Source organism: Streptomyces yokosukanensis (assembly GCF_001514035.1).
GTDB classification, from domain to species: domain Bacteria; phylum Actinomycetota; class Actinomycetes; order Streptomycetales; family Streptomycetaceae; genus Streptomyces; species Streptomyces yokosukanensis.
In genome coordinates this window covers 287,189-308,206 of record NZ_KQ948208.1, presented here as the reverse complement: position 1 = coordinate 308,206, position 21,018 = coordinate 287,189, and the positions used below count along the sequence as shown (strand labels likewise).

The following is a 21,018-nucleotide window of genomic DNA, read 5'->3' as shown; positions in this document are numbered from 1 at the left end:
GCTACTGGGAAGGACGGCCCACGCATGCCCGCAGACCTCGCCGTCATCGGACTCGGCTCCTACGGCTTGCCGCTCGCCCAGGCCGCCGTCGCGGCAGGCATCCCGACCATCGGCTATGCCACCGGGCCCGAGGCCGGCTCCCTCAGCCCCGCCGAACTGCGCCGGATGCACTCGGGCGGCTTCCGGCCCGGCACCGACCCGGCCGAGCTCGGCCGGGTGCGCACCGCGGTGATCTGTGCGCCGACCCCGCGCGGCGCCGACGGCGGACTCGACCTCAGCCAGGTGGAGGCGGCGGCCCGCGCGCTGGCCGAGCGGCTGCGCTCGCACACCACGGTCATCCTGGAGTCGCCGGTGCTGCCCGGCACGACGGAGGAGTTCCTGCGGCCCCTGCTGGAGGAAGGATCGAGGCTGCGCGCCGGCCGCGACTTCCATCTCGCCTACTCGCCCAGCCGGGTCGACCCCGGCAGCCGCGACCACACACCGGCCAGCATCCCCAAGGTGATCGGCGGTCTCACCCCCGCCTGCACCGAGTCGGCCGCCGCCTTCTACAGCCGGCTCACCGACAAGGTGGTACGCGCGCGCGGGCTGCGCGAGGCGGAAACCGTGCAGCTGCTGGAGACGAACTTCCGGCACGTGAACATCGCCCTCGTCAACGAGATGGCCGTTCTCTGCCATGAGCTGGGGGTCGACCTGTGGGACGTCATCCGGTGCGCCGAGACCAAGCCCTTCGGCTTCCAGGCGTTCCGGCCGGGGCCGGGCGTCGGCGGACACGGTGTCCCGCAGGACCTGACCGGCCACGCCACCCGCACCCTGCGGATGGTGGAGCTGGCCCAGCAGGTCAACCACCGCATGCCGCGCTACGTCGTCCAGCGCGCCGCCACGCTCCTCAACGAGCACGGCAAGTCCGCCCGCGGCGCGCGCGTGCTGCTGCTCGGCGTCACCTACAAGCCCGACATCGCCGACCAGCAGGGCACACCGGCCCAGGAGATCGCGATCCGGCTGATGGAGCTGGGTGCCTCCGTGAGCTACCACGACCCGCACGTGGCCCACTGGAACGTCCTGGACCGCCCGGTGCCGCGCGCGGACGCGCTCTACGACGCCGCCGCCGACGCGGACCTGACGATCCTGCTCCAGAACCACCGGACGTACGACCTGCAGGGCCTGTCGGTGAAGGCCCAGCTGCTGCTGGACACGCGCGGAGCCACACCCGCGGGGTCGGCGCACCGGCTCTGAGCCTGATCACGAACGGAAAACAGCCGGGAGCGGCGGCCTCCCCGGCTGTTAATCTCCCCCGGACTCGTCGCACACGCGTGTGTGCGGGGGTTTTCCGTCTCCGTCTTTCAGCCGTGTTCCATCTCGGGGGGATCTCTGTCATGAGCCAGTCAATTCCATCGCCGCAGCCGCCGCAGCCCGGTCCGGTCGACGCCGCCCCGTACGCCGAGCAGGCCCCGGCCGGCGCGCCGTACCCGCCGCAGCAGGGCGCCTTCGCCGGCCAGCCGGGTACCTTCGCCCCGCCGTCGTCGCCGCGGTGGCCGCCGCCGCGCTCTACGGGCTCGTCATCGGCGCCACCAAGCACGAGATCGGCTACGCGGCCGTCGGTGTCGGCTTCGTCGTCGGTCTCGCGGCCGGCAAGGCGGGCGGCCGCAACCCGGCCCTCCCGGTGATCAGCGCCGTCGTCGCGCTCGGCTCGGTGTACATCGGCCAGCTGGTCGGCGAGGCGATGATCGGCGCCAAGGCGGTGCACATGGGCTTCAGCGAGGTGTTCTTCCAGCACTTCGACGTGGTCCAGCAGGCATGGAAGCAAGACGCCGACCCGCTGACCTTCCTCTTCTTCGCCATCGCCGCGTTCGCCGCGTTCTCCGGCGCCAAGAAGGCCGCCGCGTAGGCACGCCGCGGCGTGCGCCGCACACGGCGCGCCCGCAGCACGAAGGGCCCGTCCACCTCCCTGGTGGCCGGGCCCCTCACGTCGTCCGCGTCAGCGCTTGTGCTGACTGTCCGCGACCGTCACCTCGACCCGCTGGAACTCCTTCAGCTCGCTGTAGCCGGTGGTGGCCATGGCGCGGCGCAGGGCGCCGAAGAAGTTCATCGAGCCGTCGGGGGTGTGGGACGGGCCGGTGAGGATCTCCTCGATCGTGCCGACCGTGCCGAGGTCGACCTTCTTGCCGCGGGGCAGCTCCTCGTTGACCGCCTCCATGCCCCAGTGGTGGCCCCTGCCGGGCGCGTCCGTGGCACGGGCCAGCGGCGAGCCCATCATCACGGAGTCGGCGCCGCAGGCGATCGCCTTCGGGAGGTCGCCGGACCAGCCGACACCGCCGTCCGCGATCACGTGCACGTACCGGCCGCCGGACTCGTCCATGTAGTCCCGGCGGGCCGCGGCCACGTCCGCCACGGCCGTGGCCATCGGGACCTGGATGCCCAGCACATTGCGCGTGGTGTGGGCCGCGCCGCCGCCGAAGCCGACGAGCACACCCGCGGCACCCGTGCGCATCAGGTGCAGGGCCGCCGTGTACGTGGCGCAGCCGCCGACGATCACCGGGACGTCCAGCTCGTAGATGAACTGCTTCAGGTTCAGCGGCTCGTGCGCGGACGACACGTGCTCCGCCGAGACCGTCGTACCGCGGATGACGAAGATGTCCACGCCCGCGTCCACGACCGCCTTGGAGAACTGGGCGGTGCGCTGCGGGGAGAGCGCGGCCGCCGTGACCACACCGGAGTCGCGCACCTCCTTGATGCGGGCGCCGATCAGCTCCTCCTTGATGGGAGCCGCGTAGATCTCCTGGAGGCGACGGGTCGCCTGCTCGGCCGGCAGCTCGGCGATCTCGTCCAGCAGCGGCTGCGGGTCCTCGTACCGCGTCCACAACCCTTCGAGGTTGAGGACTCCGAGGCCGCCCAGCTCGCCGATGCGGATCGCGGTGGCCGGGGAGACGACCGAGTCCATGGGGGCGGCCAGGAAGGGCAGCTCGAAGCGGTAGGCGTCGATCTGCCAGGCGATCGAGACCTCCTTCGGGTCCCGCGTACGGCGGCTGGGGACGACGGCGATGTCGTCGAAGGCGTACGCCCTGCGGCCGCGCTTGCCGCGCCCGATCTCGATCTCAGTCACGTCTTGGCCTTTCCCTGATGCGTTTCAGCGTCTCCCAGTATCGCCGACAGGTACGACAACGGCGGCCCCGGAGGGTCCGGAGCCGCCGTCGGTCACGCCTCGAAGGGCCTCACGCGCGCGTGTACGTCACCTCTTGCTGCTGTAGTTGGGCGCCTCGACCGTCATCTGGATGTCGTGCGGGTGGCTCTCCTTCAGACCCGCCGAGGTGATCCGCACGAACCGGCCGTTCGTCTGCAGCTCCGGAACGGTCTTGCCGCCGACGTAGAACATCGACTGGCGCAGGCCGCCGACCAGCTGGTGGACGACGGAGGACAGCGGGCCGCGGTAGGGCACCTGGCCCTCGATGCCCTCGGGGATCAGCTGCTCGTCGGAGGCGACACCCTCCTGGAAGTAGCGGTCCTTGGAGAACGACTTGCGGTCGCCGCGGGACTGCATCGCCCCGAGCGAGCCCATGCCGCGGTACAGCTTGAACTGCTTGCCGTTGATGAACAGCAGCTCGCCCGGGGACTCCTCGCAGCCCGCGAGCAGGGAACCGAGCATCACCGTGTCGGCGCCCGCGACCAGGGCCTTGGCGATGTCGCCGGAGTACTGCAGACCACCGTCGCCGATCACCGGGACACCGGCCGCCTTGGCGGCGAGCGCGGCCTCGTAGATCGCGGTGACCTGCGGGACGCCGACGCCGGCGACCACACGGGTCGTGCAGATGGAGCCGGGGCCGACACCGACCTTGATGCCGTCCGCGCCCGCGTCGACCAGGGACTGGGCGCCGTCGCGCGTGGCCACGTTGCCGCCGATGACGTCGACGCCGGAGGAGTTCGACTTGATCTTGGCGATCATGTCGCCGACCAGCCGGGAGTGGCCGTGCGCGGTGTCCACGACGATGAAGTCGACACCGGCCTCGATCAGGGCCTGGGCGCGCTCGAAGGAGTCGCCCGCCACGCCGACCGCCGCACCGACCAGCAGCCGGCCCTCGGCGTCCTTCGCCGCGTTCGGGTACTGCTCGGCCTTGACGAAGTCCTTGACGGTGATGAGGCCCTTGAGGACGCCCTTGTCGTCGACCAGCGGAAGCTTCTCGATCTTGTGCTTGCGCAGCAGCTCCATGGCCTCCGGGCCGGAGATGCCGACCTTGCCGGTGACCAGCGGCATCGGGGTCATGACCTCGTGCACGCGGCGGCTGCGGTCGCTCTCGAAGGCCATGTCACGGTTGGTGACGATGCCGAGGAGCCTCTTGTCGCCGTCGGTCACCGGGACGCCGCTGATGCGGAACCTGGCGCACAGCGCGTCGGCCTCGGCGAGCGTGGCCTCCGGGTGGATGGTGATGGGGTCGGTGACCATGCCCGACTCCGAGCGCTTCACCAGGTCGACCTGGTTGGCCTGGTCCTCGATGGAGAGGTTGCGGTGCAGCACGCCGACGCCGCCCTGGCGGGCCATCGCGATCGCCATGCGGGACTCGGTCACCTTGTCCATGGCGGCGGACAGCAGCGGGATGTTGACCCGCACGTTCTTGGAGACGTACGAGGCGGTGTCGATCTCGTCGGGCGCCATGTCCGACGAGCCCGGCAGCAGCAACACGTCGTCGTAGGTCAGCCCGAGTGTCGCGAATTTACCGGGCACTCCGTCGACGTTGGCAGTCATGACACCTTCCCCAAATGGCCTTGATCGGTGCGGATGTCCATGCTAACGGGAAGCATCGCTAGCAAATTCCACGGTACGGGGTCGCTTCAGGCTTCGTATGTTCGTACGGATGCGGAAGCCTGGCCGTTCGACGAAGGGAGCAGCGCGGGCTCCGCTCAAGGGGGTTACTGCTCGGCCAGCGCCCGGAGACGGCTCAGGGCTCGGTGCTGGGCGACCCGGACCGCGCCGGGTGACATTCCCAACATCTGCCCCGTCTCCTCCGCGGTCAAGCCCACGGCGATGCGCAGCAGGAGCAGTTCGCGCTGGTTCTCGGGGAGGTTGGCGAGCAGCTTCTTGGCCCACTCGGCGTCGCTGCTGAGCAGGGCGCGCTCCTCTGGGCCGAGGGAGTCGTCCGGGCGTTCGGGCATCTCGTCGGACGGCACCGCCGTGGATCCGGGATGGCGCATCGCGGCGCGCTGCAGATCGGCGACCTTGTGGGAGGCGATGGCGAAGACGAACGCCTCGAAGGGGCGGCCGGTGTCACGGTAGCGGGGCAGGGCGAGGAGGACGGCCACGCAGACCTCCTGGGCCAGGTCCTCCACGAAGTGGCGTGCGTCGCCGGGGAGCCGGGACAGCCGGGTGCGGCAGTAGCGCAGCGCCAACGGGTGGACATGAGCGAGCAGATCGTGAGTGGCCTGCTCGTCCCCGTCGACAGCGCGATGCACGAGCGCACCGATCGCCCCCTGGGCAGTGCCCGCCTCGTCGTCGCGCATCGGTCCATCGTGCCTTGCGGCCGTCCGGTCCGTCGCACTGTGCTCGTGGTTGTGCACCGAAGCGTTATGAGCAGGCGCGCCGACACTCATCCCCTGCGCCCTCCCCTTCACCTCGACCGACTCGTCCCCGAGAGACTCCACACCTCAAGGATGCGGCATCCGCGCCGAAACGAGCGTCGCGCGCCCGGCGGGCCGTCTTGCACGCCGCCCGCCGAGGCGCCCGACCACGTCGTCCGCCGGGGGCGTGAACAGCCCTCCCGAGTACGCCCCGGCGCTCGCCGCGCGGCGTCGACCACGGGTGTTCGGCAAGTGGATCTCCGTGCCCGCACACGAGCGGCCACCGGGCCGCCGGCCTGCCGGGCGCCTCCGCGAATGTGACCGGGTCCACCCCTCGCAGACGCGTCACGGCCGCCTCCACGGACGACGAGGACGCACCAGAGGGACGCTCCCCCGCTGCCGGGCACACGGCGGGACCCACAGGCCACCGCCTCCGCGGACGGACCGGGGCGCGGCGATCCGAGACCCGGAGCACCGGGCCGCGTACGACCACCGCGCGCACAACCGCGCGTACGACGACCGGGATGCGCCGACGCGCTCCGGGAGCCGCGGGGCGTCGCATCCGCCCGCGCGCGGGTGCCGTCGCCCGCCGCGCGACGGCACCTTCACCCACCGCACGTACGGATGGAGCACGTCGACACGCGGCCGCGGCACATCGACACGCCGCCACGAGGGCCAGGGCGCGTCGAGACGCCGCCACGGAGGCCGGGGCACGTCGACGCGCCCCTGGGGGCGTGGGACGCGCGCCTACGGCCCGCACAGCCCGCACACCAGCACCCGAGTCCGGCCGAGCCCCAGCCCGGCCGGGCCCCGGGTCCGGGGACCGGCGCCGTGCCGCAAGCGGGTCGTGGTTCGGGACGGCAGCCGGCCCGGACGCTCCCGTGGGGCGTGCCGGGTCCCGTGCCGTCGGCGGTTCGGGCGCCGGTGGGGCGCCCTGCTGCTGCCGGGGGAGGCGGACACCCGTCCGGCTCCGCCCGAGATGCCCGGTGGTGGTCGGTCCCGCCGGCCCCGCAGGGCTGCGCACCGCCTACCGGACCAGTCCCCAGCGGAAGCCGAGCGCCACCGCGTGGGCCCGGTCCGAGGCGCCGAGCTTCTTGAACAGGCGCCGCGCGTGCGTCTTGACGGTGTCCTCGGAGAGGAACAGCTCGCGGCCGATCTCGGCATTGGAGCGGCCGTGGCTCATGCCCTCCAGGACCTGGATCTCGCGCGCGGTGAGCGTGGGCGCGGCGCCCATCTCGGCCGAGCGGAGCCGACGCGGCGCCAGCCGCCAGGTCGGGTCGGCGAGGGCCTGCGTCACCGTGGCGCGCAGCTCCGCGCGCGAGGCGTCCTTGTGCAGGTAGCCCCGGGCGCCGGCGGCGACCGCGAGGGCGACACCGTCGAGGTCCTCGGCGACGGTGAGCATGATGATGCGCGCGCCGGGGTCGGCGGACAGCAGCCGACGCACGGTCTCCACACCGCCCAGGCCGGGCATGCGCACGTCCATCAGGATGAGGTCGGAGCGATCGGCGCCCCAGCGGCGGAGGACTTCCTCGCCGTTGGCCGCCGTCGTCACACGCTCGACGCCGGGCACGGTCGCGACCGCGCGGCGCAGCGCCTCTCGGGCAAGCGGGGAGTCGTCGCAGACGAGGACGGATGTCATGACCGCCCTCCGCAGCTGATGCGCGTCACCTTGAGCCTCCAGGCTGGTACGGAATCGTCACCTGTGCGGTCGACCGTCTCGGACGCCTGCCCGAGCGCTTGTGTTTTCAACCGCCTCCGCACTCTCAACGACGGTCACTCGAAAGAGTTACGGGGCTACATGCCGTCTTCGGCACTCTACGTGAGGGTCTCGACACGGTGCAGACATGGCCGACAGACCCTCAACTTTTCATCACAACTATGCCCCATTTGGCCGCTTTTCTTCCCGTTTTGTGGTGTCCGAGGCTAGATTGCCAATGAGTCATATTTTCATCTCCTTAGACCGGAGATGTACGGTCGATGGCACCGTATCCGCTCAGAACGGCTACAAGGGGTCACGTAATGGCAGATTTCTCCCGCCTTCCCGGACCGAACGCGGACCTGTGGGACTGGCAGCTGCTGGCTGCCTGCCGCGGTGTGGACAGCTCGCTCTTCTTCCACCCCGAGGGCGAGCGCGGGGCGGCTCGGAGCGCTCGCGAGAACTCGGCCAAGGAGGTCTGCATGAGGTGCCCTGTCCGCGCGGAGTGCGCGGCGCACGCGCTGGCGGTACGCGAGCCGTACGGCGTGTGGGGCGGCCTGACCGAGGACGAGCGTGAGGAGCTGATGGGGCGTGCGCGCAACCGCCTGGTGACGGCCTCGGCCGCCGGCGCGGACACCGCCCCGGACCACTGAGGGACACCGCTCCGACATCATCAAGAAGGAACGTTTCTGCACTTCCCGGCGCGCCGGGTGCGCTCGCGCTCCCTCCAACAGGGCACGCCGCCACGCCGCGTGCGTGCCCTCGCCTTTGCCGCCGCGCCCCTGCGGGGCGTGCGATCCACCGTGTCACGAGGCGAGCCGCCCCCGGTGCCGCCCGCCGGCACTTCCCCTTCGGATCCCGCCGGGCCGCGGGTCCTAGGCGCGGCCGGTCGCGCGGGCCAGTTGCTCCAGCGTCGCCGCCACGGCCGGGACCTGTGCCAGGTCGGGCAGGGTGAGGGCGACGATCTGACGGCGCACCGCCGGTTCCAGCCGTACCGTGCGCACGCCCCTGGGCCGTACCGACTCCACTGCCAGCTGCGGCAGCACGGCGACTCCCAGGCCCGCGCCGACCAGGCCGACCACCGCCGGGTAGTCGTCCGTGGCGAAGTCGATGCGCGGGGTGAAACCCGCCCCTTCGCACACCTCGACCAGCTGGCCGCGGCAGCGCGGGCAGCCCGCGATCCAGGGCTCCTGGGCCAACTCGTCGATGGCGACGGCCTCCGCGCGCGCGAGTCGGTGCCGCTCGGGCACCAGGGCGACCAGACGGTCCGTCAGCAGAGGCCGTACGACCAGGTCGTCCCACTCCTCGGCGACCGCCGCGCCTTCGTAGCGGAAGGCGAGGGCCAGGTCGCAGTCGCCCTCGCGCAGCAGCTCCACGGACTTCGGGGGCTCGGCCTCCTCCAGGGAGACGCGGGTGCCGGGATGGGCGGCGCGCAGGGCGGCCAGGGCGGTGGGGACCAGGGTGGAGCTGCCGCTGGGGAAGGAGACCAGCCGGACCCGGCCGGCGCGCAGGCCCGCGATCGCGGCGACCTCCTCCTCGGCCGCGGTGAGCCCGGCGAGGATGCCGGAGGCATGCCTGACCAGGGCTTCCCCGGCCTGGGTCAGCCGCATCTCGCGGCCGTTGCGGACCAGCAGCGGGGTGCCGACCGAGGTCTCCAGGGCCTTCATCTGCTGGCTCACGGCGGGCTGGGTGCAGCCCAGTTCGCGCCCCGCCGCCGAGAAGGAACCGGTGGTGGCGACGGCGCGCAGGACACGGAGATGACGAGCCTCGATCACCTCTTGAGTATAAGACCGTCTTGGAGGTGCCGCGCGATATTCGCTCGACGCTTTGAGACAGGTGCCGTACCGTGCGGACATGAAGCTTCTCTCGGTCAATCTGGGCCGCCCCCAGCCGGTGTCGTACACGGATCAGCCGCAGGGCGTGACAGGCATCGACAAGAAGCCGACCGACGGACCGGTGCGGGTGATCGCGCCGGGTCCCAAGGGCGAGGGCGCGAGCGGGCTCGTGGGTGACACGGTGTGCGACCTGCGGCACCACGGCGGGGACGACCAGGCGGTGTACGCCTATGCGCGCGAGGACCTCGACGACTGGGAGCGCGAGACGGGCCGATCGCTGACCAACGGCTGCTTCGGGGAGAACCTGACGACGGACGGCCTGGACCTCTCCGGGGCGCTGATCGGCGAGCGCTGGCGGATCGGCGACGAGGTGGTTCTGGAGGTGACCTCGGGCCGGATCCCGTGTCGCACGTTCCAGGGCCATTTGGGCGAGCGCGGCTGGGTCAAGCGATTCACGCAGAAGGGCGCAACGGGTGCCTACCTCCGGGTGATCGAACCGGGCCAGGTGCGGGCGGGCGACCCGATCGAGGTCGTGCACCGGCCGGGCCACGGGGTGACGGTGGCGATGCAGTTCCGTGCCGTCACCGCCGAGCGGGAGCTGCTGCCGAGCCTGCTCGCCGCGGGCGAGGCGCTGGACGCGGAGACACTGGCGGCGGCGCGCAAGTACACGGCCCGGCCGAAGGACTGAGAGCCCGTCGGCCGATCCGCCGCACCGCCCCACGGGCAGCGGACGCGCTCGCTCCGGGTCACTACCCTTGGGCCATGACAACGGCTCTGATTACGGGATCGACCGCGGGGATCGGTGCCGCGTTCGCGCGGCGGCTGGCGGCTGACGGGCACGACCTCGTCCTGGTGGCGCGGGACACCGGGCGACTGCGCGAACAGGCGACCGAACTGCACGACCGGCACGGCATCGAGGTGGAGGTGCTGACCGCCGATCTGTCCGAGGACAAGGGCATCGAGACGGTCGCCGACCGCCTCGGCGACCGGAAGAACCCGGTCGACCTGCTGGTCAACAACGCCGGCTTCGGCAACAAGGGCCGCTATCTCGATGTGCCCATGGCCGACGAGCTGCGGATGCTCAAGGTGCACTGCGAGGCGGTGCTCCGGCTGACCTCGGCGGCGACGGAGGCGATGCGGGAGCGGGGCCGGGGCGGCGTCGTCAACGTCGCCTCGGTCGCGGCCTTCGTCCCCCGGGGCACCTACGGCGCCTCCAAGGCGTGGGTCGTGCAGTTCACCCAGGGCGCGGCCAAGGACCTGGCCGACAGCGGTGTACGGCTGATGGCCCTGTGCCCCGGTTTCGTGCGCACCGAGTTCCACCAGCGGGCCGGGATGGGCACGGACAACATCCCCGGCTGGATGTGGCTGGACGCCGACAAACTGGTCGCGTCGGCCCTGTCCGACCTGGCCCGCGGCAAGTCCCTGTCCATCCCCGACCCCCGCTACAAGGCGCTGATGGGCCTCGTGAAGGTCACCCCGCGGGGGCTGATGGGCGGGATCTCCTCCCGCACGGGGCGGAAGTACGGGCCCCGGTAGGGCCGGTGAGCCGCTCGGCGCCGCACGGGGACGCTCGCGGTTCCCTGTGCGCCGCATCGGCCGGTGACGTGTCCGCCGCCGCCCTCGTCGGCCGGCCCCGGGCGGACGGCGACCGCCTCCCCCGCCGGCGCACGGCCCGATGACGGCGCAGCAGCACGAGGGCTTCGGGGCCCGGTGGGACAATGGGGCCGTTCGACCGGACCCAGGGGGGCCGGAGGCAGCCATGACGTTTGTGCAGCTCATCGAGTGCAGGACCAGCCAGTTCGACGCGATGAACCGGCTGATGGACACATGGGTCGAACAGACCAAGGGGAAGCGGACGGCGACGCATGCGCTGGTCGGCAAGGACCGGTCGGACGCGTCGCACATCGTCGAAGTCGTGGAGTTCCCGTCCTACGAGGAGGCGATGCGGAACTCGAACCTCCCGGAGACCGACAGGATCTTTCGGGGGATGGTCGCCCTGTGCGACGAGACGCCGACGTTCCTCGATCTGGACGTCGTACGCGACGAGCGGCCGGCCGAGGCGACCGTACGGCGGTTCTTCGCGGCGCTGGCGGCTCCGGGCGAGCTCGCACCGCTCAACGACCTGTTGGACGAGGACGTCCACAGCCACGATCCGATCAGCCCGCAGGACGTCATCGGGCTGGACAGCACCCGCGCCGAGTACCGGATGTGGCGTGCCGCCTTCGACTTCGGGTTCACCGTCGAAGACGTGCTCACCCAGGGCGGCCGGGCCTGCGCGCGGTGGACCTGGAACGCCACGCACCATGGCGACTTCCTCGGCATCCCGCCCACCGGCAGGCAGGTCACCATGACCGGAATGACGCTCTTCCGGTTCACCGAGAACGGCAAGATCGCCGAGATCTGGTGGCAGGACGACCAGCTCGGGCTGATGCAACAGCTCGGGGCGCTGGACGAGTTGGAGCAGTAGACAGGGCGAAGGCCCGGCACCCCCTACCGGGGTGCCGGGCCTTCGCTACGACTCACCGACCTGCGTCAGTGGGCGTGGCCGTGGCCGTGGCCCGCGGCGGCCGGCTCTTCCTCTTCCTTCTTCTCGACGACCAGGGTCTCGGTCGTGAGCAGCAGGGAGGCGATGGAGGCGGCGTTCTCCAGGGCGGAGCGGGTGACCTTCACCGGGTCGATGACGCCGGCCTTGACCAGGTCGCCGTACTCGCCGGTGGCGGCGTTGTAGCCCTGCCCCTTCTCCAGGTCCTTGACCTTGGAGACGATGACGTAGCCCTCCTGGCCGGCGTTCTCGCCGATCCAGCGCAGCGGCTCGACGACCGCGTTGCGGACCACGGCGACACCGGTGGCCTCGTCGCCGGTCTTGTCGAGGTTGCCCTCGAGGACCTTGGAGGCGTGCACCAGGGCGGAGCCACCACCGGAGACGATGCCCTCCTCGACCGCGGCGCGGGTCGCGGAGATGGCGTCCTCCAGACGGTGCTTCTTCTCCTTCAGCTCCACCTCGGTGGCGGCGCCGACCTTGATCACGCACACGCCGCCGGCCAGCTTCGCGAGGCGCTCCTGGAGCTTCTCGCGGTCCCAGTCGGAGTCGGTGTTCTCGATCTCGGCCTTGATCTGGGCGACACGGCCGTGGACGTCCTCGGTGTTGCCGGCACCGTCGACGATGGTGGTGTCGTCCTTGGTGATGGTCACCCGGCGGGCGGAGCCCAGCACGTCCAGACCGGCCTGGTCGAGCTTGAGGCCGACCTCCTCGGAGATGACCGTGGCGCCGGTGAGGATCGCCATGTCCTGCAGCATCGCCTTGCGGCGGTCACCGAAGCCCGGGGCCTTCACCGCGACGGCGTTGAAGGTGCCGCGGATCTTGTTGACCACCAGGGTCGACAGGGCCTCGCCCTCGACGTCCTCGGCGATGATCAGCAGCGGCTTGGAGGAGCCGGCCTGGATGACCTTCTCCAGCAGCGGCAGCATGTCCTGGATGGAGGAGATCTTGCCCTGGTTGATGAGGATGTACGGGTCCTCCAGGACGGCCTCCATGCGCTCCTGGTCCGTCACGAAGTACGGCGACAGGTAGCCCTTGTCGAAGGCCATGCCCTCGGTGAAGTCCAGCTCCAGACCGAAGGTGTTGGACTCCTCGACGGTGATGACACCGTCCTTGCCGACCTTGTCCATCGCCTCGGCGATCAGCTCGCCGACCTGCTGGTCCTGGGCGGACAGCGCGGCGACGGCGGCGATGTCGGACTTCTCGTCGATCGGCCGGGCCGTCGCGAGCAGTTCCGCGGAGACGGCGGCGACGGCGGCGTCGATGCCCTTCTTCAGGGCGGCCGGGGAGGCGCCGGCGGCGACGTTCCGCAGGCCCTCGCGCACCAGCGCCTGGGCGAGCACGGTGGCGGTGGTGGTGCCGTCACCCGCGATGTCGTTGGTCTTGGTCGCCACCTCCTTCACCAGCTGCGCGCCGAGGTTCTCGTACGGGTCCTCGATCTCGACCTCACGGGCGATCGTGACACCGTCGTTGGTGATGGTGGGGGCGCCGAACTTCTTGTCGATGACGACGTTGCGGCCCCGGGGGCCGATCGTCACCTTCACCGTGTCGGCCAGCTTGTTGACGCCGCGCTCGAGGGCGCGACGGGCGTCCTCGTCGAACTTCAGGATCTTCGCCATGACAGCGGGAGCCCTCTCGGAAATCTGATGGGTGACAAGACAACTGCGCCCCGGGCGCCCGGCTTCGTTATCGGTCGCGGGGGCCAGGGGCGCAGCTCAAGAGCAATGCTTTGCTCGAGGTGACTACTTCTCGATGATCGCGAGCACGTCGCGAGCCGAGAGGACGAGGTACTCCTCGTTGTTGTACTTCACCTCGGTGCCGCCGTACTTGCTGTACAGGACGACGTCGCCGACCTTGACGTCGAGCGGAAGACGCTCGCCGTTCTCGAAGCGACCCGGGCCCACGGCGAGGACGGCGCCCTCCTGGGGCTTCTCCTTCGCGGTGTCCGGGATGACCAGGCCAGAGGCCGTGGTCTGCTCGGCGTCGAGCGGCTGGACCACGATGCGGTCCTCGAGCGGCTTGATGGCAACCTTGGAGCTGGTGGTCGTCACGATCCGACCTCCCCCTTCGGAGATCTCACGGGGTTAACTGTCTGAGGTGGCGACCAGGTGGATCCGTCGTCGCGGGTGCCGGACCTGCCCGTCGCTTTTTTGGCACTCTCACTTGGGGAGTGCCAGAGCCGAGACTATGACCGCGATTAGCACTCGGTCAAGCGGAGTGCCAATGCCGTCCGGCGCGTCGGCCGAAGTCCGCCGGCGCGGGGCTCCTTTTGGCGCTCGGCGCCGTCCCGCTGTCGCCGGGGGCCGGCACCGGATCGGGCACTACAGGTAGTCCTCGAGTCTCCCCACCGTCAGCCCCCGCTGCTGCACCCTGCGGAGCACCAGGGTCGTGCGCTGCTGCAAGGGCACCCCCGTCGTCTCGTCCGGGCCGACCAGGATGATGTCGCCGGGGCGCAGGTGGTGCTTGCCGTGGGGGTAGACGAGGTCGGTGGGGGTCATCGCGGCCCGCCACAGGACGAGGGCGGAGATGCCGCAGTCGGCCGCCGCGCGCAGGGTGGTGGTGTCGTACGAGGCGTACGGCGGGCGGAAGAGGCGGGGGCGCGCGCCGAGCCGGGATCGGAGTCTGGCCTGCTGGCCGCAGATCTCGGCGCGCTGTCCGGCGTACGGCAGTCCGGCCAGCACGCGGTGGTCGAGGGTGTGGTTCTGGATGCCGGCGCCGAGTTCGCGCAGGCGGGCGAAGTGGCCGTAGTCGGGGCCGGCGGCGGTGTCGGTGAGGAACACGCTGACCGGCAGCCGCAGTTCGCGGACCATGTCGACGAACCGGGGGTCCTTCTCGGCGCCGTCGTCGTAGGTGAGGAAGACGACCCGGTCGCGGGTGGGGACGTGGTCGACGACGCGGGGCAGGGCGCGGCCCGCGGTCTGCGGGGCGAGGGCCAGGGCACGGGCGGCGGGCCGGGGCGGGCGGGCGAGGGGCTCGGTCAGGCCCCAGCGGCGGTAGCTCTGGTCGGGGGTGGGGCCGTGCGGGCGTACGCCCTCGGCGGCCTTCTTGCCGAGGCGCTCGATGGGGTCGACGGACTGGGCGCAGCCGGTGAGGAGGAGGGCCGAGGCGAGGAGCCCGGCCAGGGAGCGGCACGGGCGCCGCCCGCGACCGGACCCCGCGCGCCGCGCCCGCGGGCTCCTCCCCGGCCTCACAGGTAGTCCTCCAGGCGGGCCACGGCGAAGCCCTCGCGCGTGACCTTGTCCAGGAAGCGGCGCATGTCGTCGATCATCGTGCCGTTCCAGTCGGAGCGACCGCGGAAGTGGGTGAGGACGATGTCGCCGCGGCGGATGCGCTGGTCGTCCTCGCGGAACTCCCAGTGGTCGACGTAGACCTCCTCGTTCCAGATCGGCGCGTACTTGATGCCGCAGGACTTGGCGGCGCGCAGGGTGTCCTCGTTGTAGTTGCCGTAGGGCGGGCGGAAGACCGTCGGGCGCGTGCCGAACTGCTGCTCCATGATGTCCTGCATGCCGCAGATCTCGGTCCGCTGCCCCTCGTAGGACAGGCCCGGCAGATAGGGGTGGTGCAGGGTGTGGTTGTTGAGGGTGTGCCCCTGGGCCTGCATCTCGGCGAAGTAGCTGTAGTCGTCCTCGACCAGGTAGTTGCTGAGGAAGGCGGTGTACGGGATCTTCAGCTCCTGCATCATCTGCAGGAACCTGGGGTCCTTCTCCGAGCCGTCGTCGATCGTCAGGAAGACGATCTTCTGCAGGGTGGGGACGGTGGTGAAGACCGGGGGCAGGTCCCAGTTCTTCTGCTGGTGCTCCACCTCGAAGCCGTACCGGGTGGCGATCCTCGGTTTCTCCTCGGGCGGCGGCGGGGGCGTCAGCGGCACCTGGGCCAGTCCCCAGCGCTTGGCGGCGGCGACCAGGCGGGCGTGTTCGGCGGCCTGCGGGCTCAGGGGCCGGACGGGGCCGCCATGGCCGGGTGCGGGTGCGGGGCGGGTCACGGAGGGGCCGGCGCAGCCGGAGAGGAGGGCCGCGGAGGCCAGCGCGACGGCTCCGCAGCCGCGCATCAGACGCCCGAAACGGGACGATCTTTTATCGTTTTGATCGTTTTGTACGACTGCTCGCATGGTGCCGGATCCTCCCAGCCCCGTGCCCGGCCGCCGGGCCGACAGCGCCGCCGGAAGGCGCACGATCCACCGACTGGCTCACAATGTCCCGGTGAACGACCTCGCTCTGCTCCTCACCCCCGAAGGCCGCGCCCTCCTCGACGAGGTCCGCGACACCGCGCCGGCGGACGAACTCGCCGTCGCCACCCGGCTGCGCCGCGACCACCCCGCCGAGCTGGTGTCGGCCGCGCTGGGCCAGGCCCGGCTGCGGCAACGGGCGGCGGCGAAGTTCGGGGCGGCGGACGCGGGGCGGATGTTCTTCACGCCGAACGGGGTCGAGCAGTCGACGCGGACCACCGTGGCGACCTACCGCGCCGAGCGGCTGGGGAGCCTCGGCGTGACGTCGGTGGCCGACCTGTGCTGCGGGATCGGCGGGGACGCGATCGCGCTCGCCCGTGCGGGCATCCGGGTGCTCGCGGTGGACCGGGATCCGGCGACGGCGGCCGTGGCACGGGCGAACGCCGAGGCGCTGGGGCTGGGCGGGCTGATCGAGGTGCGGGAGGCGGACGTCACGGAGGTGGACACGGCCGGGTACGACGGGGTCTTCGTGGACCCGGCCCGGCGGGGCGGGCGAGCGGGAGGGGCCGCGCGGAGCGCGTCGGCGAGGGGTGGCGGCCGGGCGGCGGGCGGGCGGATCTTCGACCCGGAGGCCTACTCGCCACCGCTGTCCTGGGCGGTCGAGGCCGCCCGCAGGGCACCGCACGCCGCGCTGAAGGTGGCGCCCGGCATTCCGCACGAGGTCGTGCCCGCCGACGCCGAGGCCGAGTGGATCTCGGACGGCGGGGACGTGAAGGAGGCGGTGCTCTGGTTCGGGACCGGGACGCCGGGCGCCGTACGCGCCACGCTGCTGCCCGGCCCGCGCACGCTCCTCGGCCGGAAGCTGCCCGATCCCCCGGCCCGGCCCGTCGGGCGGTACCTGTACGAGCCCGACGGCGCCGTCATCCGCGCCCATCTGGTCGCCGAGGTGGCCGAGGAGGTCGGCGGCGGGCTGATCGACCCCACCATCGCGTACGTCACCGCCGACGCCCTACGGCCCACCCCGTACACCTCCGCCTACGAGATCACCGACCAACTCCCCTTCAACGTGAAGAAGTTGAAGGCCCTGCTGCGGGAGCGCGGGGTCGGCACACTGACCGTGAAGAAGCGCGGCTCGGCGGTCGAGCCCGAGGAGCTGCGCAAGAAGGTCAAGCCACAGGGGCCGAACGCGGCGACGGTGTTCCTCACCCGGGTCGCCGGGGCACCCACGATGCTCGTCGGACGGCCCGCCTAGCCGGGCAGCTCCTCGGCCCGGCGGCGCAGGAGTGCGCGTTCCTTCTCGTTGCCGGCCAGGGCGGCCGCCCGTTCGAACTCCGCGCGTGCCTCCGCCGGGCGGCCGAGGCGGGACAGCAGGTCGCCGCGGACGCTGGGCAGCAGGTGGTACTCGCGCAGGGCGGGCTCGGCGGCCAGGGCGTCCACCAGCCGCAGCGCCTCGGCCGGGCCGTCGGCCATGGACACGGCGACCGCGCGGTTCAGCTCGACCACCGGCGACGGGGCACGGGCGGCCAGCAGGCCGTACAGGGTGGCGATGGCCCGCCAGTCGGTCTCCTCGTACGTGTAGGCGTGTGCGTGGCACGCGGCGATGGCCGCCTGGAGGGCGTACGGGCCCGGGGCGCCGGTCGCCGTGGCCTCGGCGCGCTCCAGGGCGCGGACGCCACGTGCGATGAGCATGCGGTTCCAGCGGCGGCGGTTCTGGTCCTTGAGGAGGACGGGCCCGCCGTCGGGGCCGGTGCGGACGGCGGTACGGGACGCCTGGAACTCCAGCAGCGCGGTCAGGCCGTGCACCTCCGCCTCCTTGGGCATCAGCGCGGACAGGACGCGGGCCAGGCGCAGCGCGTCCTCGCACAGGCCGGGGCGCAGCAGGTCGTCGCCGGTGGTGGCCGCGTACCCCTCGTTGAAGATCAGGTAGATGACGTCCAGGACGGAGCCGAGGCGGGCCTCGCGCTCGGGGCCGCAGGGCACCTCGAAGGCGACGTTCCTCCTCGCCAGGGTGCGCTTGGCGCGCACGACGCGCTGGGCGATCGTCGACTCCGGGACGAGGTGGGCGCGGGCGATCTCGGCCGTGGTCAGACCGCCGAGCAGGCGCAGCGTGAGCGCGGTGCGGGCCTCGGCGGACAGCACCGGGTGGCAGGTGGTGAAGACGAGCCGGAGCAGGTCGTCGTCGATGTCGTCCGGGTCGGCCGGCACCTCGGGCGCGGCCGTGGTCTCCAGGTCGCGGCCGATCTCGGCGAGCTTGCGGGCGTAGGTCTCGCGGCGCCGGACCAGATCGACGGCACGGTGCCGGGCCGCGGCCATGAGCCAGGCGCCGGGGTTGTCGGGCACGCCGTCGCGCGGCCACCGCTCCAGGGCGGCGACCAGCGCGTCCTGGGCCAGTTCCTCGGCGATGCCGATGTCCCGGACGATCCGGGCGACACCCGCGACGACCCGGGGGGACTCCAGGCGGAAGACGGTCTCGATGGCGTGTGCCGCGGCGGAGTCCGGGGCCCCGGGGCGGGCTGGGGTGGGCTGTGCTTCCACAGCCCACCATGCAACACCCCCGGGGGCCGCAGGGCCAGCGAACACTCAGCCCTCGGCGATCTCGCGGACCTCGCAGCTCACGGTCCAGTAGTCCTCGTGGACCTGGAGGAAGCGCTTGGTCCACTCCAGCGCCTCGGCCTTGTCCTTGCACTGCATGATCGCGTAGCCGCCGATGACCTCCTTGGACTCGGTGAACGGCCCGTCGGTGACGGAGACCTTGCCGCCCTGCCAGCGCACCGTGGTGCCCTGCACGGACGGCGTCAGCCCGGCGGTGTCGAGCATCACGCCGGCCTTGGTGACCTCCTCGATCAGCCGGCCCATCCGCTGCATCAGCTCCTCGCTGGGGCCTTCGGCGGGGGCGGAGGACTCGTCGATGTGCACGATCGACAGGTAGCGGGGCATGGTGACTCCTTCGGTCGGGCGGCGGGGCCGTTCCCCGTCCGCTCACCCCGTGCGTCGAACGGGAGGCACCGGGATCGACACCCTCGCGAAACATTTCCGCGAGAATGTTCCGGTCAGCGCAGGGACGCCCACAGATCGCTCGCCGCCGGCTCCTGCGCGATCACCCGGTTGGGGTCGGAGGGCGCGGTGACGACCGGCATCATCACCGTCCTCACCCGGCCTGCGGTCAGGCCCTTCAGGCTCTGCCCGAGCCGCATCAGCTCGGTCAGGGAGTCCAGGCCGGTGTCGGTGGTGAGGCCGGCCGTGGCGGCGTCGGCGACCCGGTACAGCCTGGCCGGGTCGGTGAGCAGCTTGATGCCGGCCATCTGCTCCAGCAGGGCCTTCACGAGTGTCTGCTGCAGCCCTATGCGGCCGAGGTCGCTGCCGTCGCCTATGCCGTGCCGGGTGCGGGCGAGCGCGAGGGCCTGCGTGCCGTCGAGGTGATGGGCGCCGGCCGCCAGACGCAGATGACTCTTGTCGTCGTCGATGTCCTGCGTGGTGGTGACGTCGACCCCGCCGAGCGCGTCGACCAGCTTGGCGAAGCCGGAGAAGTCGATCTCGATGTAGTGGTCCATGCGGACGTTCGTGATCGACTCGACGGTCTTCACCGCGCAGACCGGACCGCCCAGCGCATAGGCGCTGTTGAACATCGTGCCGTACGCCACCGCCGTGGAGCCGCCCGAGGCGAGCGGGCAGGACGGGCGGGTGACGAGGGTGTCGCGCGGGATGCTGACGACGGTGGCCTTCGTCCGGCCCGCGTCGATGTGCACGACCATCGCCGTGTCCGAGCGGGCACCGGAGCTGTCGCCGCCGCCCAGTTCCTTGTTCGCCTTGCCGCTGCGCGAGTCCGAGCCGAGGACCAGGATGTTCAGGGACCCGGTGGGCAGCGGGGAGGCGGAGACCGAGTCGGCCGGGGACGGGGTGGTCATCGCCGGGGCGGGCCGGTCGTCGCCGAGCGCGCTGTTGATGTCGACGCTTTTGATGTTGTGGTCGAGGTGCCAGTACACCCAGCCCACGGCGGCCGAGCCCAGCACCAGGGCGCCCGCCAGGGTGAGGCCGACGATCTTCAGCGCTCCCGACCGCCGGCCCAGCCGTCCGCCCGCGTCGCCCTGCTCCTCGTGGTGCTCCTCGTGTCGCGTCACGGCAGGAACGTAAGTCCGAATTATTAGGGGACTGTTAGCGCAAGGGGGCGGAGTCGGCTTTCTTCGGAAATTCTCACCGCAGTACACCTGGGCGAAAAGGCAATACCCGCGCGGCGTGTGTTCAGGAAGCGTTCAGGTTGCCCCTGGAAGGGTCGGGCAGAACGCGACTCCCCCCACAGGAGCACCCTTGACGACGACGCCTTCGACGACGAAATCCGTCATGAAGAAACTGCCCGAGGTCACCCTCGCCTTCTGGATCATGAAGATCGCGGCGACGACCCTGGGCGAGACCGCGGGCGACCTGTTCGCCCAGACCCTCCGGCTCGGCTACTTCCTCACCACGATCGCCCTGTTCGCGCTCTTCGTGGTGACACTGGTGATCCAACTGCGCTCCCGGCGCTACAACCCGTTCTTCTACTGGACGGTGATCCTGTCGACCTCGATGGCCGGCACCACCATGTCCGACTTCATGAACCGGGACGCGAGCACCAAGTACCTCTCGAACGGGGCGACTTCGCTCGGCTGGGGCCCGCAGGGCCTCGGTCTCGGCTATCCGGAGGGCGCCGCGATCCTGATCTCCCTCCTGCTGCTGATCTTCCTCGGCTGGAAGCTGAGCGGGATGACCTTCCAGATCACCGAGATCGTCACCTTCCGCGGCGAGGCCCTGTTCTGGTCGGCGATCCTGGTCTCCAACACCCTCGGCACCTCGATGGGCGACTTCCTCTCCGACAGCTCGGGGCTCGGCTACCTGGGCGGCGCGGCCCTGGTGACCGGTGTGCTGCTCGTCCTGGTCGCCCTGATGCAGGTCCCGGCCGTGCCGAACGTGCTCCTCTTCTGGATCGCGTTCGTGCTGACCCGCCCGCTCGGCGCCACGGCCGGCGACTTCCTGACCAAGCCGGTCGCCAAGGGCGGCCTGGACCTCGGGACGATCGGCTCCTCGGCGGTGCTGCTCGCGGCGCTGTTCGGACTGATGGCGTACGCGCACGTCAGGGAACGGCGCTCCACGGCCGCGGAGTTCGCGGGAGCCGAGGCGACGGAGGCGGTCCGGCCGCAGCGGGCCGGTCGCCGATAGCGACACTCCTCGGACGACGACGAAGCCCGCCCCGGAGAACCGGGGCGGG

At 71.5% G+C, this 21,018-nt stretch carries 20 protein-coding genes; 8 read left to right on the top strand and 12 right to left on the bottom strand.

The annotated features are described in order from the left end of the window. Window positions 1-24: 24 nt before the first annotated feature. Both AQI95_RS08040 and AQI95_RS08035 read left to right on the top strand, forming a co-directional pair. The gene (locus tag AQI95_RS08040; RefSeq protein ID WP_067119568.1) at window positions 25-1,233 is read left to right on the top strand and encodes a nucleotide sugar dehydrogenase; all 1,209 of its coding nucleotides are present in this window, start codon (window positions 25-27) and stop codon (window positions 1,231-1,233) included. 295 nt (window positions 1,234-1,528) lie between these two features. Next, the gene (locus tag AQI95_RS08035) at window positions 1,529-1,885 is read left to right on the top strand and encodes a hypothetical protein (RefSeq protein WP_341849462.1); all 357 of its coding nucleotides are present in this window, start codon (window positions 1,529-1,531) and stop codon (window positions 1,883-1,885) included. Between the two features lie 90 nt (window positions 1,886-1,975). On the opposite strand, the gene AQI95_RS08030 is transcribed toward AQI95_RS08035, so the two are convergent. The 4 genes from AQI95_RS08030 to AQI95_RS08015 all read right to left on the bottom strand — a co-directional run bounded on the left by AQI95_RS08030 (window position 1,976) and on the right by AQI95_RS08015 (window position 7,183). After that, window positions 1,976-3,100, bottom strand: a complete 1,125-nt coding sequence (locus AQI95_RS08030; protein ID WP_067119565.1) for a GuaB3 family IMP dehydrogenase-related protein — start codon at window positions 3,098-3,100, stop codon at window positions 1,976-1,978. Window positions 3,101-3,226: 126 nt separating this feature from the next. Next, window positions 3,227-4,735: an IMP dehydrogenase gene (guaB, locus tag AQI95_RS08025; protein WP_067119562.1), complete on the bottom strand. Its 1,509-nt coding sequence runs from the start codon at window positions 4,733-4,735 to the stop codon at window positions 3,227-3,229. 164 nt (window positions 4,736-4,899) lie between these two features. Next, window positions 4,900-5,487, bottom strand: a complete 588-nt coding sequence (locus tag AQI95_RS08020) for a sigma-70 family RNA polymerase sigma factor (RefSeq protein ID WP_067119558.1) — start codon at window positions 5,485-5,487, stop codon at window positions 4,900-4,902. 1,084 nt (window positions 5,488-6,571) lie between these two features. After that, window positions 6,572-7,183, bottom strand: coding sequence for a response regulator transcription factor (locus AQI95_RS08015; protein WP_003948568.1), 612 nt, complete (start codon window positions 7,181-7,183; stop codon window positions 6,572-6,574). 380 nt (window positions 7,184-7,563) lie between these two features. Between AQI95_RS08015 and AQI95_RS08010 the strand changes: the two genes are divergently transcribed. Continuing rightward, window positions 7,564-7,893, top strand: coding sequence for a WhiB family transcriptional regulator (locus AQI95_RS08010; protein ID WP_067119555.1), 330 nt, complete (start codon window positions 7,564-7,566; stop codon window positions 7,891-7,893). Between the two features lie 222 nt (window positions 7,894-8,115). On the opposite strand, the gene AQI95_RS08005 is transcribed toward AQI95_RS08010, so the two are convergent. Next, the gene (locus AQI95_RS08005) at window positions 8,116-9,015 is read right to left on the bottom strand and encodes a LysR family transcriptional regulator (protein ID WP_067119549.1); all 900 of its coding nucleotides are present in this window, start codon (window positions 9,013-9,015) and stop codon (window positions 8,116-8,118) included. Between the two features lie 79 nt (window positions 9,016-9,094). Here AQI95_RS08005 and AQI95_RS08000 point away from each other — a divergent pair, with 79 nt between their 5' ends. From AQI95_RS08000 to AQI95_RS07990, 3 genes are all read left to right on the top strand, one after another. After that, complete coding sequence (locus tag AQI95_RS08000; RefSeq protein WP_067120404.1) at window positions 9,095-9,763, top strand: MOSC domain-containing protein; 669 nt, start codon at window positions 9,095-9,097, stop codon at window positions 9,761-9,763. A 74-nt stretch (window positions 9,764-9,837) separates the two neighbouring features. Continuing rightward, entirely contained in the window at window positions 9,838-10,611 is a 774-nt protein-coding gene (locus AQI95_RS07995) for an SDR family NAD(P)-dependent oxidoreductase (protein ID WP_067119547.1), read from the top strand. 223 nt (window positions 10,612-10,834) lie between these two features. Then, a complete protein-coding gene (locus AQI95_RS07990) occupies window positions 10,835-11,542 on the top strand; it encodes an ester cyclase (protein ID WP_067119544.1) in 708 nt (235 codons plus the stop codon). A 65-nt stretch (window positions 11,543-11,607) separates the two neighbouring features. On the opposite strand, the gene groL is transcribed toward AQI95_RS07990, so the two are convergent. The 4 genes from groL to AQI95_RS07970 form a co-directional block, all read right to left on the bottom strand. Next, window positions 11,608-13,233, bottom strand: a complete 1,626-nt coding sequence (groL, locus tag AQI95_RS07985) for a chaperonin GroEL (RefSeq protein WP_067119541.1) — start codon at window positions 13,231-13,233, stop codon at window positions 11,608-11,610. Window positions 13,234-13,356: 123 nt separating this feature from the next. Then, window positions 13,357-13,665, bottom strand: a complete 309-nt coding sequence (groES, locus tag AQI95_RS07980) for a co-chaperone GroES (protein WP_067119538.1) — start codon at window positions 13,663-13,665, stop codon at window positions 13,357-13,359. A 270-nt stretch (window positions 13,666-13,935) separates the two neighbouring features. Beyond that, window positions 13,936-14,736: a polysaccharide deacetylase family protein gene (locus AQI95_RS07975; RefSeq protein ID WP_067120402.1), complete on the bottom strand. Its 801-nt coding sequence runs from the start codon at window positions 14,734-14,736 to the stop codon at window positions 13,936-13,938. Between the two features lie 65 nt (window positions 14,737-14,801). Next, the gene (locus AQI95_RS07970) at window positions 14,802-15,722 is read right to left on the bottom strand and encodes a polysaccharide deacetylase family protein (protein ID WP_079071125.1); all 921 of its coding nucleotides are present in this window, start codon (window positions 15,720-15,722) and stop codon (window positions 14,802-14,804) included. A 91-nt stretch (window positions 15,723-15,813) separates the two neighbouring features. Between AQI95_RS07970 and AQI95_RS07965 the strand changes: the two genes are divergently transcribed. Further along, on the top strand, window positions 15,814-17,031 hold the full coding sequence (locus AQI95_RS07965; protein WP_067120400.1) for a class I SAM-dependent methyltransferase: 1,218 nt from the start codon (window positions 15,814-15,816) through the stop codon (window positions 17,029-17,031). Here AQI95_RS07965 and AQI95_RS07960 read toward each other — a convergent pair. The 3 genes from AQI95_RS07960 to AQI95_RS07950 all read right to left on the bottom strand — a co-directional run bounded on the left by AQI95_RS07960 (window position 17,028) and on the right by AQI95_RS07950 (window position 19,897). Further along, the gene (locus AQI95_RS07960; RefSeq protein WP_067119531.1) at window positions 17,028-18,314 is read right to left on the bottom strand and encodes an RNA polymerase sigma factor; all 1,287 of its coding nucleotides are present in this window, start codon (window positions 18,312-18,314) and stop codon (window positions 17,028-17,030) included. The genes AQI95_RS07965 and AQI95_RS07960 overlap by 4 nt on opposite strands. 45 nt (window positions 18,315-18,359) lie before the next feature. After that, window positions 18,360-18,716, bottom strand: a complete 357-nt coding sequence (locus AQI95_RS07955; protein ID WP_067119528.1) for a YciI family protein — start codon at window positions 18,714-18,716, stop codon at window positions 18,360-18,362. A gap of 113 nt (window positions 18,717-18,829) precedes the next feature. Further along, window positions 18,830-19,897: an LCP family protein gene (locus AQI95_RS07950; protein WP_208614101.1), complete on the bottom strand. Its 1,068-nt coding sequence runs from the start codon at window positions 19,895-19,897 to the stop codon at window positions 18,830-18,832. A 220-nt stretch (window positions 19,898-20,117) separates the two neighbouring features. Here AQI95_RS07950 and AQI95_RS07945 point away from each other — a divergent pair, with 220 nt between their 5' ends. After that, on the top strand, window positions 20,118-20,969 hold the full coding sequence (locus AQI95_RS07945; protein WP_107121573.1) for a COG4705 family protein: 852 nt from the start codon (window positions 20,118-20,120) through the stop codon (window positions 20,967-20,969). Window positions 20,970-21,018 lie beyond the last annotated feature (49 nt).

Excerpts from the sequence above, each read along its gene's own strand:
- AQI95_RS08040 (WP_067119568.1), top strand. The coding sequence starts at position 25 with ATGCCCGCAGACCTCGCCGTCATCGGACTCGGCTCCTACGGCTTGCCG.
- AQI95_RS07945 (WP_107121573.1), top strand. The coding sequence starts at position 20,118 with ATGAAGAAACTGCCCGAGGTCACCCTCGCCTTCTGGATCATGAAGATC.
- AQI95_RS07990 (WP_067119544.1), top strand. The coding sequence starts at position 10,835 with ATGACGTTTGTGCAGCTCATCGAGTGCAGGACCAGCCAGTTCGACGCG.
- AQI95_RS07995 (WP_067119547.1), top strand. The coding sequence starts at position 9,838 with ATGACAACGGCTCTGATTACGGGATCGACCGCGGGGATCGGTGCCGCG.
- AQI95_RS08020 (WP_067119558.1), bottom strand. The coding sequence starts at position 5,487 with ATGCGCGACGACGAGGCGGGCACTGCCCAGGGGGCGATCGGTGCGCTC.
- AQI95_RS07970 (WP_079071125.1), bottom strand. The coding sequence starts at position 15,722 with ATGCGAGCAGTCGTACAAAACGATCAAAACGATAAAAGATCGTCCCGT.
- guaB (WP_067119562.1), bottom strand. The coding sequence starts at position 4,735 with ATGACTGCCAACGTCGACGGAGTGCCCGGTAAATTCGCGACACTCGGG.
- AQI95_RS08015 (WP_003948568.1), bottom strand. The coding sequence starts at position 7,183 with ATGACATCCGTCCTCGTCTGCGACGACTCCCCGCTTGCCCGAGAGGCG.
- AQI95_RS07955 (WP_067119528.1), bottom strand. The coding sequence starts at position 18,716 with ATGCCCCGCTACCTGTCGATCGTGCACATCGACGAGTCCTCCGCCCCC.
- groL (WP_067119541.1), bottom strand. The coding sequence starts at position 13,233 with ATGGCGAAGATCCTGAAGTTCGACGAGGACGCCCGTCGCGCCCTCGAG.
- AQI95_RS08010 (WP_067119555.1), top strand. The coding sequence starts at position 7,564 with ATGGCAGATTTCTCCCGCCTTCCCGGACCGAACGCGGACCTGTGGGAC.
- AQI95_RS08000 (WP_067120404.1), top strand. The coding sequence starts at position 9,095 with ATGAAGCTTCTCTCGGTCAATCTGGGCCGCCCCCAGCCGGTGTCGTAC.